Annotated in this window: 14 protein-coding genes and 1 pseudogene; 8 read left to right on the plus strand and 7 right to left on the minus strand. The window is 71.0% G+C overall.

Features of this window, described 5'->3' with window-relative positions; genetic code table 11:
* Positions 1 to 8 precede the first annotated feature (8 nt).
* The 4 genes from J7E88_RS01340 to J7E88_RS01355 all read right to left on the minus strand — a co-directional run bounded on the left by J7E88_RS01340 (position 9) and on the right by J7E88_RS01355 (position 4,160).
* Positions 9 to 1,256: a ketosynthase chain-length factor gene (locus J7E88_RS01340; RefSeq protein WP_215176349.1), complete on the minus strand. Its 1,248-nt coding sequence runs from the start codon at positions 1,254 to 1,256 to the stop codon at positions 9 to 11.
* Positions 1,253 to 2,521 carry a beta-ketoacyl synthase gene (locus J7E88_RS01345; RefSeq protein WP_215176350.1) on the minus strand — a complete coding sequence of 423 codons (1,269 nt, stop codon included), beginning with the start codon at positions 2,519 to 2,521 and terminating at the stop codon, positions 1,253 to 1,255. The genes J7E88_RS01340 and J7E88_RS01345 overlap by 4 nt, the downstream gene beginning before the upstream one ends.
* On the minus strand, positions 2,518 to 2,961 hold the full coding sequence (locus tag J7E88_RS01350) for a cupin domain-containing protein (RefSeq protein WP_215176351.1): 444 nt from the start codon (positions 2,959 to 2,961) through the stop codon (positions 2,518 to 2,520). The genes J7E88_RS01345 and J7E88_RS01350 overlap by 4 nt, the downstream gene beginning before the upstream one ends.
* 80 nt (positions 2,962 to 3,041) lie before the next feature.
* Positions 3,042 to 4,160 (minus strand): SchA/CurD-like domain-containing protein, encoded by a 1,119-nt coding sequence (locus tag J7E88_RS01355; RefSeq protein ID WP_215176352.1) that lies wholly within the window; start codon positions 4,158 to 4,160, stop codon positions 3,042 to 3,044.
* A gap of 257 nt (positions 4,161 to 4,417) precedes the next feature.
* Between J7E88_RS01355 and J7E88_RS01360 the strand changes: the two genes are divergently transcribed.
* The gene (locus tag J7E88_RS01360) at positions 4,418 to 6,076 is read left to right on the plus strand and encodes an FAD-dependent monooxygenase (protein WP_215176353.1); all 1,659 of its coding nucleotides are present in this window, start codon (positions 4,418 to 4,420) and stop codon (positions 6,074 to 6,076) included.
* Between the two features lie 168 nt (positions 6,077 to 6,244).
* Positions 6,245 to 7,600: an NADP-specific glutamate dehydrogenase gene (gene gdhA, locus J7E88_RS01365; RefSeq protein WP_215176355.1), complete on the plus strand. Its 1,356-nt coding sequence runs from the start codon at positions 6,245 to 6,247 to the stop codon at positions 7,598 to 7,600.
* Between the two features lie 48 nt (positions 7,601 to 7,648).
* On the opposite strand, the gene J7E88_RS01370 is transcribed toward gdhA, so the two are convergent.
* The 3 genes from J7E88_RS01370 to J7E88_RS01380 form a co-directional block, all read right to left on the minus strand.
* Positions 7,649 to 8,494: an endo alpha-1,4 polygalactosaminidase gene (locus J7E88_RS01370; RefSeq protein WP_374196205.1), complete on the minus strand. Its 846-nt coding sequence runs from the start codon at positions 8,492 to 8,494 to the stop codon at positions 7,649 to 7,651.
* On the minus strand, positions 8,494 to 9,186 hold the full coding sequence (locus J7E88_RS01375; RefSeq protein ID WP_215176356.1) for a TetR/AcrR family transcriptional regulator: 693 nt from the start codon (positions 9,184 to 9,186) through the stop codon (positions 8,494 to 8,496). Before J7E88_RS01375 ends, J7E88_RS01370 begins: the two co-directional genes overlap by 1 nt.
* Positions 9,187 to 9,832: 646 nt before the next feature.
* Complete coding sequence (locus tag J7E88_RS01380; protein WP_215176357.1) at positions 9,833 to 10,867, minus strand: LacI family DNA-binding transcriptional regulator; 1,035 nt, start codon at positions 10,865 to 10,867, stop codon at positions 9,833 to 9,835.
* Positions 10,868 to 11,217: 350 nt separating this feature from the next.
* Here J7E88_RS01380 and J7E88_RS01385 point away from each other — a divergent pair, with 350 nt between their 5' ends.
* The 6 genes and pseudogenes from J7E88_RS01385 to J7E88_RS01410 form a co-directional block, all read left to right on the plus strand.
* Complete coding sequence (locus tag J7E88_RS01385; protein ID WP_215176358.1) at positions 11,218 to 12,492, plus strand: extracellular solute-binding protein; 1,275 nt, start codon at positions 11,218 to 11,220, stop codon at positions 12,490 to 12,492.
* 105 nt (positions 12,493 to 12,597) lie between these two features.
* Complete coding sequence (locus J7E88_RS01390) at positions 12,598 to 13,605, plus strand: carbohydrate ABC transporter permease (RefSeq protein ID WP_215176360.1); 1,008 nt, start codon at positions 12,598 to 12,600, stop codon at positions 13,603 to 13,605.
* A 22-nt stretch (positions 13,606 to 13,627) separates the two neighbouring features.
* Positions 13,628 to 14,539 (plus strand): sugar ABC transporter permease, encoded by a 912-nt coding sequence (locus tag J7E88_RS01395; RefSeq protein ID WP_215176361.1) that lies wholly within the window; start codon positions 13,628 to 13,630, stop codon positions 14,537 to 14,539.
* Between the two features lie 47 nt (positions 14,540 to 14,586).
* The gene (locus tag J7E88_RS01400) at positions 14,587 to 16,236 is read left to right on the plus strand and encodes a glycoside hydrolase family 13 protein (RefSeq protein ID WP_215176362.1); all 1,650 of its coding nucleotides are present in this window, start codon (positions 14,587 to 14,589) and stop codon (positions 16,234 to 16,236) included.
* Positions 16,224 to 17,288 (plus strand): LacI family DNA-binding transcriptional regulator, encoded by a 1,065-nt coding sequence (locus J7E88_RS01405; protein ID WP_215176363.1) that lies wholly within the window; start codon positions 16,224 to 16,226, stop codon positions 17,286 to 17,288. The genes J7E88_RS01400 and J7E88_RS01405 overlap by 13 nt, the downstream gene beginning before the upstream one ends.
* 454 nt (positions 17,289 to 17,742) lie before the next feature.
* A pseudogene (locus J7E88_RS01410) lies at positions 17,743 to 19,125 on the plus strand (alpha-amylase family protein); the annotation flags it as partial.
* Between the last annotated feature and the right edge of the window lie 70 nt (positions 19,126 to 19,195).

Below are 19,195 nucleotides of genomic sequence, written 5' to 3' on the forward strand. Positions count from 1 at the left end.
GTCCTCCTTCATGAGAGGTTGTCGGCACCGCGCCGGAGCACGAGCGCCGCGTTCGAACCCATCAGTCCCCGGCTCAGCACCAGTGCTGTGCGCAGCTCGGCGGGCCGGGCCGTGCCCGTCACCAGGGCGATGTCGTGACAGACGTCGAACACATGGGGTGTGGGCGGGACGAGGCCGTGCTCCAGCGAGAGCACCGCGGAGGCGACGTCGAGCACCGGCGCTCCGCAGTAGGCCCGGCCGGTGCCGGTCTTGGGGGCCGTCACCGGCACCCGGGTGCCGTGCGCACCGAGCGCGTCCGCGATGGCCAGCGCCTCGGCGCGGTCCGCCTCCGGCAGCCCCAGCGCGTCCGCGAAGACCACGTCGATCTCCTCCGGCGCACAGCCCGCCTCGTCGAGCGCGCCGCGGATCGCGCGGGCGAGCCCCTCGCGGGACTCCTCCCACCGCGAGGCACCGGTGAACGTCGCCGCGTGTCCGGCGACCACCGCCCGCACGGCGGCGCCCCGCGCGAGCGCGGTGGACTCGGCCTCGACCACGAGCATGGCGCCGCCCTCGGCGGGCACGAACCCGCACGCGTGTGCCGTGAACGGGCGGTACGCCCGCTCCGGTTCCTCGGCCGCGCTCAGCTCCCGGTAGCCGAGCTGGCAGACGACCGAATACGGGGCGAGCGGCGCCTCTGCCGCGCCGACGACCACGGTGTCGGTACCGCGCCGAACGGCGGACGCGGCGTGCGCCAGGGCATCGAGCCCGCCGGCCTCGTCACTGGCGACGACACCGCACGGCCCCTTGAAGCCGCCGCGTATGGAGATCTGACCGGTGCTCGCCGCGTAGAACCAGGCGATGGACTGGTAGGGGCCCACATAGGTCGGCCCCTGCCCCCACAGCCGCTGCAGCTCGCGCTGGCCGAACTCGCCGCCACCGGACCCGGCCGCCGTGACGACCCCGACGGCGAACGGCTCGTCGTGTTCCCCGGGGCTCAACCGCGCGTCGGCGAGGGCCAGATCGGCCGCCGCCATCGCGAAGTGGGTGAACCGGTCGGTCTGGACCAGGAACCGTTGCTCGACCAGCGCATCCGGGTCGAAGTCCCTGACCTCGCCCGCGACGCGCAGCGGCAGATGGCCGCAGCCTTCACGGGTCACCCGGTCGAGCGCGCTGACGCCCTCGCGGGTGGCCTTCCAGAAGGCGTCGGTGCCCACTCCGTTGGGGGCGACGACACCGATTCCGCTGATGACGGGGCGACGGCTGTGACGAGCAGTCATGGTTTCCTCCCACCCGGCCGGGTCAGCACCACCGCGGACTGGAACCCGCCGAACCCGCTGCCGACCGACAGCACGGTGCGCAGGTCCGCCTCGCGTGCGGTGCGCGGCACATAGTCCAGGTCGCACTCGGGGTCGGGTGTCTCGTAGTTCGCCGTCGGCGGCACCGTCCGGTGGACGAGTGCCAGCACGCAGGCGACGACCTCGATCGCGCCGATCGCGCCGAGTGAGTGGCCCACCATGGATTTGATGGAACTCATCGGCACCTTGTACGCGTGCTGCCCGAGCGACCTCTTGACCGCGGCGGTCTCGTGCCGGTCGTTCTGCTGCGTACCGGACCCGTGGGCGTTGACGTAGTCGACGTCCGAGCCGTTCAGCCGGGCGTGGTCCAGGGCGTGGTCGATCGCGCGGGCCATCTCCAGGCCCTCGCGCGTGAGACCGGTCATGTGGTGCGCGTTGCCGAAGGTGGCGTAGCCGCCGATCTCGCAGTACACGTTCGCACCGCGGGCCCTGGCGTGTTCGAGCTCCTCCAGAACGAGCACCGCACCGCCCTCGCCCATCACGAACCCGTCCCGGTTGGCGTCGAACGGGCGGGAGGCGTGTTCCGGGTCGTCGTTGTTCGGTGACGTCGCCTTGATCGCGTCGAAGCAGGCCACGGTGATCGGGGAGATCGGCGAGTCCGACGCGCCGGCGACACAGATGTCGAGCCGGCCGTCCTCGATGGCCTGGAACCCGTAACCGACCGCGTCCAGACCGGAGGTGCACCCCGTGGACACCGTCTGCACGGGTCCGTGCGCGCCCGTGAGTTCGGCTATCTCGGAGGCGAGGGCACTGGGCGAGAACGCCCGGTGCAGATGCGGCCCCGCCTCGCTGTGGTCGACGTCCCAGCGGCGGCCCGAACTGCTGACCGCCACGTAGTCGTGCTCCAGCCGCGTCGTGCCGCCGACCGCGGTGCCCATGGACACCCCGATCCGCCACGGATCCTCCCGCGCCATGTCCAGCCCCGCGTCGGCCAGCGCCTCGCGGGCGGCGACCATGGCGAACTGCACGTACCGGTCGGCCCGTCGCACCTGCTGGGCGTCCAGGCCGTGGACCGCGGGATCGAAGTCGACCTCGGCCGCGATACGGGACCTGAAGCCGGCCGGGTCGAACAGGGTGATACCCCGCGTCGCGGTCCGGCCGTCCGCGAGCAGTCCCCAGAAAGCCGGGGCGCCCACGCCTCCGGGTGCGACGATGCCGACGCCGGTCACCGCCACACGTCGGTTCACGAAACCGCTCCCGTGGGCTCGGACGGCCGGTGCTCGCGGGCGGCGCCCTCAGTGGCAGGGTTCTCCTCGGTGTCCACGTGCCCGAGCTCCGGGCGCGGGGCGAGCGGTCCCAGGTGGAACACCATGCGGGCCTCGGTGCGGCCCACGTTGCGGAACCGGTGGCGCACGTACGGCGGGATCATCAGCCCCTGGTCCGTACGGATCGGATACGTCTCGCCGTCCAGGTCGACCTCGAGATCGCCGGCCACCACGTACACGAACTCCTCCGAGTACGGGTGATAGTGCTCACCGATGCGGTCTCCGGGCTCGACGATCGCGAGGCCCATGAAGCCGCTCGTGGCGCCCACCGCTGTGGGCGTGAGCATGGCGCGCAAGTCACCACCGCGCCTGCGGTTGGGCTGGGTCTCGCCGAGATCGACGATGCGGTGTGTTGTGCTCATGGCTGTTTCCTCCACAGGGCCGGAAGGCGGAGCCGCGGTGTGCGGCGCGTGGCTCCGCTCGGACGGGCGCGGTTCACTAACTAAGCGCGGCGGTCGGTGATCAGACGCATGTCGGCGCTCTGCAGGAGGCGCGCCGCCACCTTGTCCTCGGTGGGCGACCCGTCCACACCGAGTGCTTCGAGGTCGAGCAGGCGTGCCAGCACGGCCGCCTTGCGTGGGCCGTGCGCGCCGATGGCGAGCAGCGGGTCCTTGTCGAGCGGACCGCGCGCGTCGACGAGCCGTACGACGATGTCGTCGCGCTGGAAGACGGTGCTGCTGTCGACGAGCCCGGCGGGAACGTCCGCGGCGGCCTCGTCCTGCTGCGCCAGGAGCTTCGCGAGCGTCATGCCGCAGCCCTTCTTCGCCGGGTAGAACAGACCGTGCCGCACGACGTCCTGGGTGCTGCCGCCGGTCGTCGCCAGGTGGTGGACGGCGGGGAGCGCCGCGCGCGTGAAGAAGACACGGGCCGACTTCGGGTCGTCGAGATCGCGGTCCTGCTCCAGATACGGGTTGATCGCCTCTTCGACCGCCCGCACTTCCGGCTGGCGGGCCACGTGCCGCAGCGCCGCCAGCAGGTCGCCCTGCACCTCGACGGTCCGCACGACGCGGTTGCCGTGCATGAACAGGGAGGTGCGGCGCAGCCGGGTCGTGTCGTCGACGCGGGCCTCGGGCGAGACGTAGTCGGCGAGGATGCCGGCGACCTTGCGCTCGCTGCCCGGCCTGACCGTAAAGGTGAGGGCGTGCCGTACGACGCCGTCACCGACCCGGGGCGCCGGCTGGATGCCCGAGCGGCGCTGTCCGGCGACCGCGGCGCGCGCCCCGTCCGTCTCACGCAGCACGCTGTAGCGGAAGGAACGGGTATCGCGCACGCAGTCGTGGAGCGGCTGGACGGTTTCCAGGTGCTCCTCGCTGTTCACCCAGGCGAGGAAGGGCGGGGCGCTCTCCCACTCGCTGGTGATCAGCCACTGCGACGGGTTCTCTATGGACTGGCACAGCTGGTCGGAGATGTGCCCGGGGACGGACGCCACCTGGTGCCGCATGTGCTCGTAGGCGGCGAGGAACTGCTGCTGTGCGCCGTCGTAGAGATCGAGCATCAGCACCACGCGCAGCCGGGAGCCGTCGAAGGCCGACTGGGATATACGTTCGGACAGCGTCGTCATGGTCACGCCTCTCCTTGGACTGTGAGCCCGCCACACCGGCGTACGACACCGGTCCTCGGAGATCCCGAGCGTGAGATCCGATGCGTACGGTCCGTCGAGCGCCGTCAACGTCAGTGGCGGTCCGGTCTCGATCCTCGCCACGTACCACCGGTGGCGCGAGTTATGTGAACCAGCCGGGTGAAGGGGCGACCCGAGGGCCCTCACCAGGGGCATGGAAAGGTCGTCCCCTTTCCGGCGGCCGCAGCAGGAGCTTGTCGATGCAACAACACGCAGAAGTACGCGTACCGGTCCTCATCGTGGGCGGCTCCCTGGTGGGGCTGTCCACGTCACTTTTCCTCGGTCGGCTCGACATCGAGCACATGCTGGTCGAGCGGCATTCCGACACGTCCAGGCATCCCCGCGGGCGGGGCAACAACGTGCGCACGATGGAGGTGTTCCGCACCGCGGGCGTCGAGGAGCACATCCGCGAGGCAGGCCAGGTCCTCGCCGGCAACCACGGCATCCTCCAGACCCCCTCGCTCACCGCCGGCGCCGGCGAATGGCTGATCAAGGAGGTGCAGCACAGCAGCGGCGCCTCCCGCTTCAGCCCGTCCGCCTGGTGCGTGTGCAGCCAGAACGACCTGGAGCCGGTTCTCCTGGAGCACGCCCGCAAGCACGGCGGCGATCTGCGGTTCTCCACCGAGCTGCGCTCCTTCGAACAGGACGACACCGGGGTCTTCGCGGTCGTCGAGGACCGGGTGACCGGCCGGCTGGAGACCGTGCGAGCCGACTACCTCGTCGCCGCCGACGGCCCTCGCAGCCCGGTGCGCGAACGGCTCGGCATCGGCCGGTCGGGGCCGGGCGATCTCTTCCACAACGTGAGCATCACGTTCCGCTCACGCGGTCTCGCGGCCGTCGTCGGGGACCGCCGCTTCATCGTCTGCTACCTCACCGACCCGGCGGCCGACGGTGCCCTGCTGCCCGTGGACAACGTCGAGAACTGGGTTTTCCACGCGCCGTGGCAACCCCAGGACGGCGAGACGCTCGAGGACTTCACCGACGAGCGCTGCATCTCCCACATCCGCAGGGCCACCGGCGTCCTCGACCTGGACGTCGAGATCACCGGCAAGGCGCCGTGGCACGCCGCCGAGCGGGTCGCCGAACGGTACGCGGACCGCCGCGTGTTCCTCGCCGGTGACTCGGCACACGAGATGTCGCCGACCGGTGCGTTCGGCTCCAACACCGGTATCCAGGACGCCCACAACCTCGCCTGGAAGCTCGCCGCCGTCCTGGGCGGCACCGCGGGCCCCGGCCTGCTGGAGACCTACGAGGCCGAGCGCCGACCGGTCGCGGTCGCCACCGGCCAGCGGGCCTCCGCCCGCTCCGAGGAGCACAGCCACCCCGGCTACTCGCCCGCCCCAGGCGGCGGCGGACGGCAGAGCGGGATGCTCACGGTCGCGCTCGGCTACCGCTACCGCAGCGGCGCCGTGCTGGGCGCCGACCCCCAACTGCCCGTCGTACCCGGGCAACTGGTCCTCTCGGGCGAACCCGGCAGCCGCGCCCCGCACCTGTGGGTGCACCGCGCCGGCGACAACCGCATGATCTCCACCCTCGACCTCTACGAGCGCTCCTTCGTGCTGCTGAGCGACGCCGGACCCGGCGGCGGCGCCTGGCACGCGGCGGGAGCACGCGTCGCCGCCCGGCTGCGCGCACCGCTCGACGCGTACCGCATCGGCGAGGGCCCGGACGCCGACCTGGTGCCCGAGACCGGCGTCGACTGGCGGGCCGCGCACGGCACGACCGGCGAAGGAGCCCTCCTCGTACGGCCGGACGGCTTCGTCGCCTGGCGATCGGCGGGCTCCGTGCCCGACCCCGAAGCGGTGCTCTCGGACGCGCTGGAGTCGTTGCTCCACCGTTCACCTGCGGGACGCGGCTGAGCGCCACCTGCCTGATAGCGTCCGCAGGCAGGCGGCCGGGAGGGGTCCGGCGGGCCCGCCCCGTATGAACGCATCCGGCCGGGCGGCCGTACTCCTCGCCGGCAACGACACCGGACCACCGTCCCGGCCGGGCACCGCCCGCGCCGGCCGGGCAGGAAGGGACATGCTGTGACAGCTTCACCCGCGAAGGACCGGCAGACCGCTCTCCGCGAGGAACTTCAGCGCCGCAATCCGGGCGAGCCCGAGTTCCACCAGGCGGCCCGGGAGGTCCTGGAGAGCTTGGGGCCCGTGTTCGCCACGCGTCCCGAGTACGCGGAGCCGGGGCTTCTCGAGCGGCTCTGCGAGCCCGAGCGGCAGATCATCTTCCGGGTGCCCTGGCAGGACGATCACGGCGCGGTCCACGTGAACCGCGGATTCCGGGTGGAGTTCAACAGCGCGCTCGGCCCGTACAAGGGCGGTCTGCGCTTCCACCCCTCGGTCAACCTCGGTGTCGTGAAGTTCCTCGGCTTCGAGCAGGTGTTCAAGAACGCGCTCACCGGGCTCGGCATCGGCGGCGGCAAGGGGGGCAGCGACTTCGATCCGCGCGGCCGCTCGGACGCCGAAGTGATGCGCTTCTGCCAGTCGTTCATGACCGAACTCCACCGGCACATCGGAGAGCACACCGATGTGCCGGCCGGTGACATCGGCGTGGGAACCCGCGAGATCGGTTACCTCTTCGGCCAGTACCGGCGCATCACCAACCGCTGGGAGTCCGGGGTGCTCACCGGCAAGGGACTCGCCTGGGGCGGCTCCGCGTTCCGTACGCAGGCGACCGGCTACGGCAGTGTGCTGTTCGCCGCCGAGATGCTGAGCCGCCGCGGCGAGGAACTGGCGGGGCTGACGGCCGTGGTGTCCGGCTCAGGCAATGTCGCCGTCCACACCATCGAGAAGCTCAGCGACAGCGGCGCCCATCCCGTCACCTGCTCCGATTCCCAGGGCTGCGTCGTCGACGAGAAGGGCATCGACGTCGAACTGCTCAAGCAGGTCAAGGAGGTGGAACGCGGACGCGTCGTCGACTACGCGCAGCGCCGCGGATCCTCCGCCCGCTACGTTCCGGGCGGCAGCGTGTGGGACGTGCCCGCCGACCTCGCCTTCCCCTCGGCCACCCAGAACGAACTCGACGCCCCGCACGCCCTCACTCTCGTCCGCAACGGTGTGCGGGCGGTCTCGGAAGGGGCCAACATGCCCTGCACGCCCGAGGCGGTGCGCATCCTCCAGGAGGCGGGCGTCGCCTTCGGTCCCGGCAAGGCGGCCAATGCCGGCGGCGTCGCCGTGAGCGCCCTGGAGATGCGTCAGAACTCCTCCCGCGACGCCTGGACGTCCGCCCGCGTGGAGAACGAACTGACCTTGATCATGGGCGACATCCACCGCGTCTGCTACGAGACGTCCGAGCGCTACGGCGTGCCGGGCGACTATGTGACCGGCGCCAACATCGCCGGCTTCGAGCGGGTCGCGGACGCGATGCTCGCGCAGGGAGTCGTCTGAGACATAGCGGGCCCGCCCGTCCGCACAGGACGGGCGGGCCCGCTACGTTCAGCAGGTCCTGCGGACGTGGCCCGGCTCGCCCTCCGGGTGCACGTCACGGTCACGCAGCACGACGGACAGACGAGCGCCCCGGGCCCGGCACGCGGCGGCGAAGTCGCCCCGCTCGTACTCGACGTCGAAGACGCGGCCGTCGTGGGCGCGGGTGAAGTCGGAGCACTCCGCGTGGCGCGCGCACTCCTCCACGATCGCGAAGTCGAAGCCGATGTCCTGGCGCGCGTGCAGCAGTTCGGCGGTGTTCTTCTGGGCGATCGCGAGCCCGCGCTCATGCGCCCGGCCCGCAAGCAGCCGGGCGAAGGCGATGGCGTCGGCCTCGGTGAGGAGTCCGTCCGAGCGGGTGTAGGAGTCGAGGTTGTCGGGCTCGACGGCGTCGAATCCGCGCTCGGCGCAGCCGTCGATCCACGGTCCGACGACGTCGAGCAGCGCCCCGCGCTTGGCGGCCGACGAGATGTCGAGGAGCGGCTCGTCCCAGTCCTCGTCGACGACAAGTCCTCCGCCGCGCCCGTGCAGCAGGAGATCGGGGTGGTGCTTGCGCCACCAGGTGACGGCGTCGCCGGGCTGTGTCTGGAAGGCGTTGACGTAGCAGATGTTGTACAGGCCGGGCACGGGCTCGGCGCCGCGGTCGCGGGAGAGGGCCTCCACGTCGTCTCCCGGCGGATAGGCACCGCCCAGCTGGTAGTCGAACACCGCGCCCGCGGCCGGGAGGCGGACGCCGTCCCCATGGGGACCGGGCGCGGTGGGGCGCGGCTCGGGTTCGGCGCCCGTGGAGCACGCGCTCATCACCATCAGCAGGACGGTGACGGCGGCCGCGGCGCGCAGCCGGGACATCGAGCGCATCAGCCCTCTGCTTCGGCGGCCACGTCCGCTTCCGCCTCGCCGGCCGCCCGGGAGGCGGGCCGGGCGTGGGCCACGAGGCCGAGCACCTCGGCCTCCGCGCGGCGGGCAGGGACGCCCGCCGCGATGAGCGTCGTGATCGCGGTCGCCTGCCCGTCGTCCTTCCACGAACGGGCGTTGACACTCTCCAGCAGCGACAGCGTCAGGGACTCCAGGGCCGCGCTGAGCGCGGGCGCCGGCACATGGGAGGGGAACGACCCCGCGGTCTGGCCCCGCTCCAGGATCGCGTTCACCGCCGCGCGTGCGGGGGAGAGGACCTCGGTGACGTGGTCGGCGCCCAGGTCGCGCCGGGCGAGGGCGATCAGCATGCGGTAGCGGTCGCCGACCGGCCAGATGGTGAGCACGAAACGGGCGAGCGCGCGCTCGGCCGACTCGTCCGCGGCGCCCGCCGCGGTGAAGGTGCCGACGGCGGCCTGAAGCGCCTCGGCGGCCTCGTCGGAGAGTGCTTCGAGCAGGGCCGTACGACCGGGGAAGTGTCCGTAGACGGTGCGGCGCACGACGCCGGCGGCCCGCGCGATCTCCTCCAGCGTGGTGTCCGGGTTGAAGGCCAGCTCGCTGCGTGCGACGGCGAGTATCCGGGCGCGGTTGGAGCGCGAGTTGCGCCTCTGCGGCTCGCGGGCGGCGGGCTTCGTCACAGCAGTACCTCGGGGCCGGGGGTCGCGCGGACAGGTCTTCATGTTTGCACGCCGGCGAGCAGCCGCCCAAGGAGCTCACGGGCCACGCACCGGGCGTGCGCGGCGCTTGCCCGCTCACCGCGGACGGCGCGCGCTCCGGCGTGGGCGACGGCGCCAGGTCGTGCAGGCATAGGCCGACCCGGCCCGGCCCGATCCGCCGAGCACGCTTGCACACAGCCTCGGGCGCGGGAGCCCCCACCCTGCAGTTGGCCGAAAGCCCGAGCGGCACCGGACGCCGTGGTCCCCCGGCCTGCGGGCGGACGCCGTGGTCCCCCGCCCTGCGGGCGGACGCCGATGCGGACATGCCCACGCCTGTGCCGGCGGATCAGCGCGGTCGCGAGCACCACATTGCGCCGCCCCGCGGCCGCGCCCGGGGCATCTGCTCGAACAGGACGCCCGTCATCGTGTGCCCCATCTCCTCCACCGGCTGACGGACCGTGGTCAGCTGCGGATCGGTGCCGGGCCGGCGGGGAGTCGTCGGAGCCGACGACCGCGACGTCCTCGGGCACCCGCCGGCCGGCCGCGCGCAGCGTGTGGGAGCGCCCCCGGGGGCCGGCCCGGCCAGGGACGTGCGGGCCCGGATCCCCAGGCCGCCGCACCGGCCGCGTCACTGGTCGGAGCCGGACCTCTTCGTCCCCGACGCGGTCGAGCCCCGCACCACCAGCTCCGGCATGAACACGAACTCGCTGTGGGGGGCCGGGGTCCCGCCCACCTCCTCCAGCAGCGCGCGGACCGCCGCCTGGCCCATTGCCTGCACGGGCTGGCGGATGGTGGTCAGCGGAGGATCGGTGAACGCTATGAGCGGCGAGTCGTCGAAGCCGACCACCGAGATGTCCTTCGGCACGTGCAGCCCCTGCTGCCGTGCCGCGCGGATCGCGCCGAGCGCCATCATGTCGCTGGCGCACACGATCGCCGTGCAGCCGCGGGCGATGAGCCCGGAGGCGGCGGCCTGACCGCCCTCCAGCGTGTAGAGGGAGTGCTGGATCAGCTCCTGCGACTCCTCCGGAGTGAGCCCGAGCCGCTCCTGCATCGCGGCCTGGAAGCCCTCGATCTTCCGCAGCACCGGCACGAACCGCCTGGGCCCGAGGGCGAGGCCGATCCGGGTGTGGCCGAGCGAGACCAGATGGGTCACCGCCAGCTGCATGGCGGCCCGGTCGTCGGGAGAGACGAAGGGTGCCTGCACCTTGGCGGAGAAGCCGTTGACGAGGACGTACGGCACGCCCTGGGCGCGCAGCCGGTCGTAGCGCTCCATGTCCGCGGTGGTGTCGGCGTGCAGACCGGAGACGAAGATGATGCCGGAGACCCCCCGGTCGACCAGCATCTCGGTGAGCTCGTCCTCGGTGGAGCCGCCGGGTGTCTGGGTGGCGAGGACGGGGGTGTATCCCTGGCGGGTCAGCGCCTGGCCGATCACCTGCGCCAGCGCGGGGAAGATGGGGTTGTCCAGCTCGGGGGTTATCAGACCGACCAGGCCGGCGCTGCGCTGGCGCAGCCGCACGGGCCGTTCGTAGCCGAGCACGTCGAGCGCGGCAAGGACGGACTCGCGGGTGGCCGCGGCCACACCGGGCTTGCCGTTGAGCACGCGGCTGACTGTGGCTTCACTGACCCCCGCCTGGGCTGCGATGTCGGCGAGCCGCGCGGTCATGTCAGTGGACTGTACCGCTCGTACGGAGGATTGCCCACCACGCACCGGATTCGGACGGTTGCGGCACGACGGCGTGAGGGTCCGATCACAGGTCTGCAAAACTTTGCGGAGTGGTTGCGGACGCCTTACGGCAGGCCCCACCCTGTGTCGGGAACGGTGTCAAGCGATTCGATGGCAACTCTCCGGACACGCGGATGTAACGATCAGCGGGCCTTGCAGAAATTTGCCGCAAGGTCTTTCCGATGCTTTTCAGCCCTGTTACGTTCCTGGCAACCCGGCGCCGCGAGGGAGCGGTCGGTGGGAGGCACGAGGTCGCCCCCGCCCTTCCGGGCACAGTTGAAGGAGTTCACATGCGGCGTGGCATAGCGGCCACCGCGCTGGTAGCGGCACTGGCCCTCTCGGCGACGGCGTGCGGTGGGGGCAGCGGAGACGAGGGCGAGGCCGACGGCCCGGTCACCATCACGTGGTGGGACACCTCGAACGCGACCAACGAGGCGCCCAACTACAAGGCCCTCATCAAGGAGTTCGAGGCGGCCAACAAGGACATCACGGTCAAGTACGTGAACGTCCCCTTCGACCAGGCCCAGAACAAGTTCCAGACCGCCGCCGGCAGCAAGGGCGCCCCCGACATCATCCGTGCCGACGTCGGCTGGACCGGTGCGTGGGCCAAGTCCCAGTTCCTCGCGCCCCTCGACGGCACCGAGGCGCTGAAGAACTCCGAGGACATCACGCCCGCTCTGCTCAAGCAGGCCCAGTACGAGGGCAAGACCTACGGCGCGCCGATCGTCACCGACACGCTCGCGCTGATGTGGAACAAGGACCTCCTGAAGAAGGCCGGCTTCGAGGCGGCGCCCACCACCTGGGAGGAGCTGAAGAAGGTCTCCAAGGCGGTCGCCGACAAGACCGACGCCGACGGCTTCTGGCTGAACAAGGCCGGCTACTACCAGATGCCGTTCCTCTACGGCGAGGGCGTCGACCTGATCGACTCCGAGGGCAAGAAGATCACCGTCAACTCGGACAAGGCGGTGAAGGCCATCGAGACGAGCAAGAGCCTGCTCGCCGCCGACGGTGTCGCCAAGCTCGACGTCTCCGCCGACTCCTACGCGCACATGCAGGACGCCTTCACGACCGGCAAGGTCGCGATGATCGTCCAGGGTCCGTGGGAGCTCACCAACATCTACAAGGGCTCCGCGTTCAAGGACGCCGCGAACCTGGGCGTCTCCAAGGTCCCGGCCGGCTCGACCGGCGCCTCCGGTGCCCCGATCGGCGGCCACAACCTGTCCCTCTACGCCGGTTCCGACGCCGCGCACCAGAAGGCCGCGCAGAAGTTCATCGGCTTCATGACCTCCGGTGAGACGCAGGCGAAGATCGCGCTGAAGAACAGCACCCTGCCGACCCGCACCTCCGCGTACACCGCCGACGTCAAGGCGCTGCCCGGCTTCGCCGAGATGCAGACGGTGCTCGCCGAGAGCGGCAAGGCGCGCGGCTCGGACCCCAGCTACAGCTCCCTGTACACCGACTTCGAGACCAACGTCACCAAGGTCCTCCAGGACAAGGTCGGCGTGCAGAAGGGCCTGGACGACACCGCCGCGGCCTACAAGAAGCTGCTGCAGGACTACTCCTGAAGCCGAGCGGCCGGTCCGCCCTCCTGACGGGGCGGGCCGGCCGCACAGCCGCGTCCCGACACACCGCAGTCAACTGCCGAGAAGAACGCCGAGAAGGTGCCGAAGATGACCGTCGCCGCTGAGGGCGCAACCTCCGCCGAGCGCGGGCGCGCCCCGCGCCCCGGGCGCCCCGGGCTCTTTGCCCGTATGAAGCTGTCGTACGAGAAGCACTGGTACGCCTGGGCCATGGTGGCCCCGGTCGTCCTCGTGCTCGGCGTGCTGGTGCTGTATCCGCTCATCCGCGGCATCTATCTGTCGATGACGGACGCCAACAGCCAGAACATCGGCCGCACCATCGGCGTCAACAAGATCCCGGACTCCTTCTCCTGGGTCGGCCTCGACAACTACACGGAGATCCTCTCGGGCGCGGACGGCCAGTTCTGGCCGCACTTCCTGTGGACGATCGTGTGGACGGTGGTCTGTGTCGCCTTCCACTACGGCATCGGGCTCGGACTCGCGATGCTCCTCAACCGCAAGATGCGCGGCCGTACCTTCTACCGGCTCGTCCTGATCCTGCCGTGGGCCGTGCCCACCTTCGTCACGGTCTTCTCCTGGCGGCTGATCCTGGCCGACGAGGGCGGCATCCTGAACACGGCGCTCGGCTGGCTGCAGTTGCCGCAGCCCGGCTGGCTCAGCGACGTCCTCTGGCAGCGCGTCTCCGCCGTCATGGTCAACGTCTGGGTCGGCGTGCCCTTCATGATGGTCTCGCTCCTCGGCGGCCTCCAGTCCATCAACGGTGATCTCTACGAGGCGTCCGAGATGGACGGCGCGAGCGCCTGGCAGCGCTTCCGGCACGTCACGCTGCCCGGTCTGCGCTCGGTCAGCTCCACCGTGATCCTGCTCGGCGTCATCTGGACCTTCAACCAGTTCGTCGTGATCTTCCTGCTCTTCGGCGCGACCGGTGCCCCCGAGGCGCAGATCCTCGTCACCTGGGCGTACCGCCTCGGCTTCGGTCAGGACCCGCGCGACTACGCCGGCTCGGCCGCGTACGGTGTGATCATCCTGTCGATGCTCATCGTCTTCGCCTCCTTCTACCGGCGCTGGCTCGCTCGCAACGAGCAGTCCGCCGCCTGATGCCGACAAGGACACCACCGACATGAGCACCCTCACCGAACGTCCCGCCGCAGCCCCGGTGAAGCGGCCTACCGGTTCCGCCGAGCGCACCCGAGCCCGCCGCCGCGGCGAGCGCAGCCTCGGGGCCTCGATCGCCATCCACGCGACGCTGATCGTGGCGAGCCTGATCGCCTTCTTCCCGGTCGGCTGGATCGCCTGGATCTCGCTGGGCCCGGACAAGACCGACTTCCTCCACCCCGACGAGATCGCCGGCAAGATCAGCTTCGAGAACTACTCGGCCGTTCTCGCCGACACGGAGTTCCTCACCTGGTTCGGCAACTCGATGATCGTGGCCCTCGGGACCTGTGTGCTCGGCGTGTTCATCGCCGCGAGCTCCGGGTACGCCGTCTCCCGGATGCGCTTCCCGGGCCACCGGCAGCTGATGTGGACCTTCCTGGTCACCCAGATGTTCCCGGTCGCCATCCTGATGGTGCCGCTGTACAAGATCGTCGCCGATCTCGGCCTGCTGGACACCTACGGTGCGCTCATCCTCGTCTACTGCACCACGGCCGTCCCGTACTGCGCCTGGCTGCTCAAGGGGTACTTCGACACCATCCCGCACGAGATCGACGAGGCCGGCCGTGTCGACGGACTCACCCCGTTCGGCACCTTCTACCGGCTGATCCTGCCGCTCGCCCGGCCGGGCCTCGCAGTGGCGGCGTTCTACACCTTCCTCACCGCCTGGGGCGAGGTCGCGTACGCCTCCGTGTTCATGCTCAGCCAGGGCAAGTACACCCTGTCGATCGGCCTGACCACCTTCGTCAGCCAGTACGACACCCAGTGGGACCTGATGGCCGCGACCGCGGTCCTCATCGCCCTGCCCGCCTCCCTCGTCTTCTATCTCGTCCAGCGCCACCTGGTCACCGGCCTCACGGCCGGCGCGGCGAAGTCCTGACGCGCCCCCGACCTGTTCCCGTCCGCCATCTCTTACTCAGGGAAGACATGACCCAGCACCTCACTGCCCCTGCGCACACCCGCGACAGCACCCGTCCGGGCTGGTGGCGCGACGCGGTGATCTACCAGGTCTACCCGCGCAGCTTCGCCGACGGGAACGGCGACGGCATGGGCGACCTCAAAGGCGTGCGCGACCGGCTGCCGTACCTGAAGGACCTCGGCGTCGACGCCGTCTGGCTCAGCCCCTTCTACGCGTCCCCACAGGCCGACGCCGGGTACGACGTCGCCGACTACCGCGCCATCGACCCGATGTTCGGCTCCCTCCTGGACGCCGACGCGCTCATCCGCGACGCCCACGCACTCGGCCTGCGCATCATCGTGGACCTCGTGCCCAACCACTCCTCGGACCGGCACGAGTGGTTCAAGCGTGCGCTGCGCGAAGGGCCCGGGTCCCCGCTGCGGGCCCGGTACCACTTCCGGCCGGGCAAGGGGAAGAACGGCGAACTGCCGCCCAACGACTGGGAGTCCATCTTCGGCGGGCCGGCGTGGACCCGCACCGAGGACGGCGAGTGGTACCTCCACCTGTTCGCACCCGAACAGCCCGACTTCAACTGGGAACACCCCGCCGTCGCCGACGAGTTCCGCTCCATCCTGCGCTTCTGGCTCGACATGGGCGTCGACGGCTTCCGCGTCGACGTCGCCCACGGCCTCATCAAGGCCGACGGCCTGCCCGACCTGGGCGGCCACGACCAGCTCAAGCTGCTCGGCAACGACGTCATGCCGTTCTTCGACCAGGACGGTGTGCACGCGATCTACCGCAGCTGGCGCAAGATCCTCGACGAGTACCCCGGGGAGCGGATCGCCGTCGCCGAGGCATGGACGCCGACCGTGGAACGCACCGCGAACTACGTGCGTCCCGACGAGCTGCACCAGGCGTTCAACTTCCAGTACCTCGGCACCGCGTGGGACGCCGTCGAGCTGCGCGCCGTGATCGACCTGTCCCTCGACGCGATGCGCCCGGTCGGCGCCCCCGCCACCTGGGTGCTCTCCAACCACGACGTCACCCGGCACGCCACCCGCTTCGCCAACCCCGCGGGCCTCGGCACCCAGATCCGCACCGCCGGCGACCGCGAGCTCGGCCTGCGCCGCGCCCGCGCGGCGACACTGCTGATGCTGGCGCTCCCCGGCTCCGCGTACCTCTACCAGGGCGAGGAGCTGGGCCTGCCCGACGTGACCGACCTGCCGGACGAGGTGCGCCAGGACCCGTCGTTCTTCCGCGCGGCCGGCCAGGACGGCTTCCGCGACGGCTGCCGGGTGCCGATCCCGTGGACCGTCGATGGCCCCTCGTACGGCTTCGGCAGCGGCGGCAGCTGGCTCCCGCAGCCCGACAGCTGGGCCGCGCTCAGCGTCGAGGCGCAGACGGGCGACCCGGGCTCCACGCTGGAGCTGTACCGCAGCGCCCTCGCGGTGCGCCGCGCCCGGCCGGAGCTCGGAGCGGGCGACGCCGTGGAGTGGCTGGACGCCCCCGACGGCGTGCTCGTCCTGCGCCGCGGCGGCTTCGTCTGCGTCGCCAACACGACGTCCGAGCCCGTCACCCTGCCCGCCTACGGGCAGCTGCTGCTGGCCAGTTCGACGGTGCGCGTCGACGGTGATGCGGCCGAGGTGCCCGCCGACACCACCGCCTGGTGGGCGGTGTGACGGTCCCTCCGCCTCGGGGCGACGCCACGCACGCCGTCCCGAGGCTCGCCGACCTCGCCCTCCAGGCCGGGGTCAGCGAAGCCACGGTCAGCCGGGTGCTCAACGGCAAGGCGGGTGTCGCCGCTCCGACCAGACACCGGGTGCTGGCCGCGCTCGACGTGCTCGGCTACGAGCGCCCCGTGCGGCTCAAACGGCGCAGTGCCGGGCTGGTCGGGCTGGTCATCCCCGAGCTGACGAACCCGATTTTCCCGGCGTTCGCCCAGGTCATCGAGCAGGTGCTGGCCGGGCACGGGTACACGCCCGTGCTGTGCACGCAGATGCCCGGCGGCGCCACCGAGGACGAGCTCGTCGAGCAGCTGGAGGAGCGCGGCGTCACGGGCATCGTGTTCCTGTCCGGGCTGCACGCGGACACCTCGGCCGACCCCTCGCGCTATGTGAAACTGGCCTCCCGGGGCGTGCCGTTCGTTCTCATCAACGGCTTCAACGAGCGCGTCGACGCGCACTTCGTCTCGCCCGACGACCGCTCGGCCGCGCGCATGGCCGTACGCCATCTCGTGGAGCTGGGGCACGAACGCATCGGCCTCGCCGTCGGCCCCACCCGCTATGTCCCCTCGCGCCGCAAGGCGGAGGGGTTCGTCGCCGCCCTGCATTCTCTGCTGGGCCGCACTCATGACGAGGCACAGGGCCTCATCCGGCGCACGCTGTTCTCGGTGGAGGGCGGCCAAGTCGCCGCCGGCGCACTGCTGGACGCGGGATGCACCGGCATCGTGTGCGGCAGCGACCTCATGGCGCTCGGCGCCGTCCGCGCGGTGCGCGGCCGCGGCCTCGACGTGCCGTGCGACGTCTCGGTGGTCGGCTTCGACGACTCGCCGCTCATCGCGTTCACGGACCCGCCGCTCACGACGGTGCGTCAGCCCGTACAGGCGATGGCCACGGCCGCGGTGGACGCGCTGATCGAGGAGATCGACGGAAATCCGGTGCAGCGCACGGAGTTCGTCTTTCAGCCGGAGCTCGTCGTGCGCGGCTCCACGGGCGCGCCCCCGGCTCTCTAGCGACCGGACCCGGCTGCTCTCCGCGGCCGGGTCCGGCAGCCGGCGGGGACCGGTCCGGCCGGCCGGGCGCGTGGGGCCCGGCACGGACCGGGACCCCCGGCCGGCGCAGACCCCGTGGAAGCCACCCACTCGGGATGACCGCCAACGGCCCTTGCCCCGATCAACCGCGGCCCAGGTGAGGGCCGGACCGGAGTCGTTGTTGAACGTAACACCGCTGCAATAGCTTGCGAAAGAGTTTGCGGACACGGAACGGCCACGTTTTCCCGTCGTCATCCAGTCGTCATGAAGCCCTGTCCAGAGGGTTGACCGGGTCGCGGGGCGGGTCGTACGGTCTCGACCGCAACAAGTTTCAGACTTCTTGCACAAGAATCCTCAAAGGCCTTGCGGGCACGGCGCGTTGACCGTACGAGGCTGCACCCTCGCATCCGCACCTCCCTGAAGAGCAGGAGGAACCATGGCCCGCACCACCGTGGCCGCTGCGCTCGCCGTCCTGGCGGGAGCCGCTGTGGCCGTCACGGCGCCCGCGCCCGCACAGGCCGCGCCGCCCGGCGACAAGGACGTCACCGCCGTGATGTTCGAGTGGAAGTTCTCCTCGGTCGCCAAGGCCTGCACGGACCAGCTCGGTCCCGCGGGTTACGGCTACGTCCAGGTCTCGCCGCCCCAGGAACACATCCAGGGCCCGCAGTGGTGGACCTCGTACCAGCCCGTCAGCTACCGGATCGCAGGCCGCCTCGGCGACCGCACCGCCTTCAAGAACATGATCGACACCTGCCACGCCGCGGGCGTGAAGGTCGTCGCCGACACCGTCATCAACCACATGGCGGCCGGCTCCGGCACCGGCACCGGCACCGGAGGCTCCACGTACGGGAAGTACGACTACCCGGGCCTGTACTCCTGGTACGACGTGAACAACTGCACCTCGCAGATCAGCAACTACCAGGACCGCTGGAACGTGCAGGAGTGCGAACTCGTCGGGCTCGCCGACCTGGACACCGGCGAGGAGTACGTCCGCACGAAGATCGCCGGATACATGAACGACCTGCTGTCGCTCGGCGTCGACGGCTTCCGCATCGACGCCGCCAAGCACATGGCCGCGGGTGATCTCGCGGCCATCAAGGCCAAGCTGACGAACCCGTCCGTGTACTGGAAGCAGGAGGCCATATACGGCGCGGGCGAAGCCGTCTCGCCGAGCGAGTACCTCGGCAACGGCGACGTGCAGGAGTTCCGCTACGCACGCGACCTCAAGCGCGTCTTCCAGAACGAGAACCTCGCCTACCTGAAGAACTACGGCGAGGGCTGGGGCTACATGGAGTCCGCGAAGTCCGGCGTCTTCGTCGACAACCACGACACCGAGCGCGGCGGCGACACCCTCACCTACAAGAACGGCGCCGACTACACCCTGGCAGGCGTCTTCATGCTGGCCTGGCCCTACGGCTCGCCCGACGTCCACTCCGGCTACGAGTGGTCGGACAAGGACGCCGGGCCGCCAGGCGGCGGACAGGTGAACGCCTGCTGGAGCGACGGGTGGAAGTGCCAGCACGCCTGGCGCGAGATCTCCTCGATGGTCGCCTTCCGCAATGTCTCGCGCGGCCAGTCCGTGACCAACTGGTGGGACAACGGCGGCGACCAGATCGCCTTCGGGCGCGGCTCCAAGGCGTATGTGGCCATCAACCACGAGACATGGTCGCTGACCCGCACCTTCCAGACCTCGCTGCCCTCGGGCAGTTACTGCGACGTCCAGAACAACAGGCCCGTCACGGTGAACGGCTCCGGCCAGTTCACGGCGACCCTCGGCCCCAACACCGCGGTCGCGCTGCACACCGGCGCACGGACCTGCGGCTGACGTCCGCAGCTCTCCCACCGCCCCGCTCCTCCTCCCGGAGCGGGGCGCCACCTTGGCACCCGCT

It is taken from the genome of Streptomyces sp. ISL-10 (assembly GCF_018614575.1).
Lineage (GTDB): Bacteria > Actinomycetota > Actinomycetes > Streptomycetales > Streptomycetaceae > Streptomyces.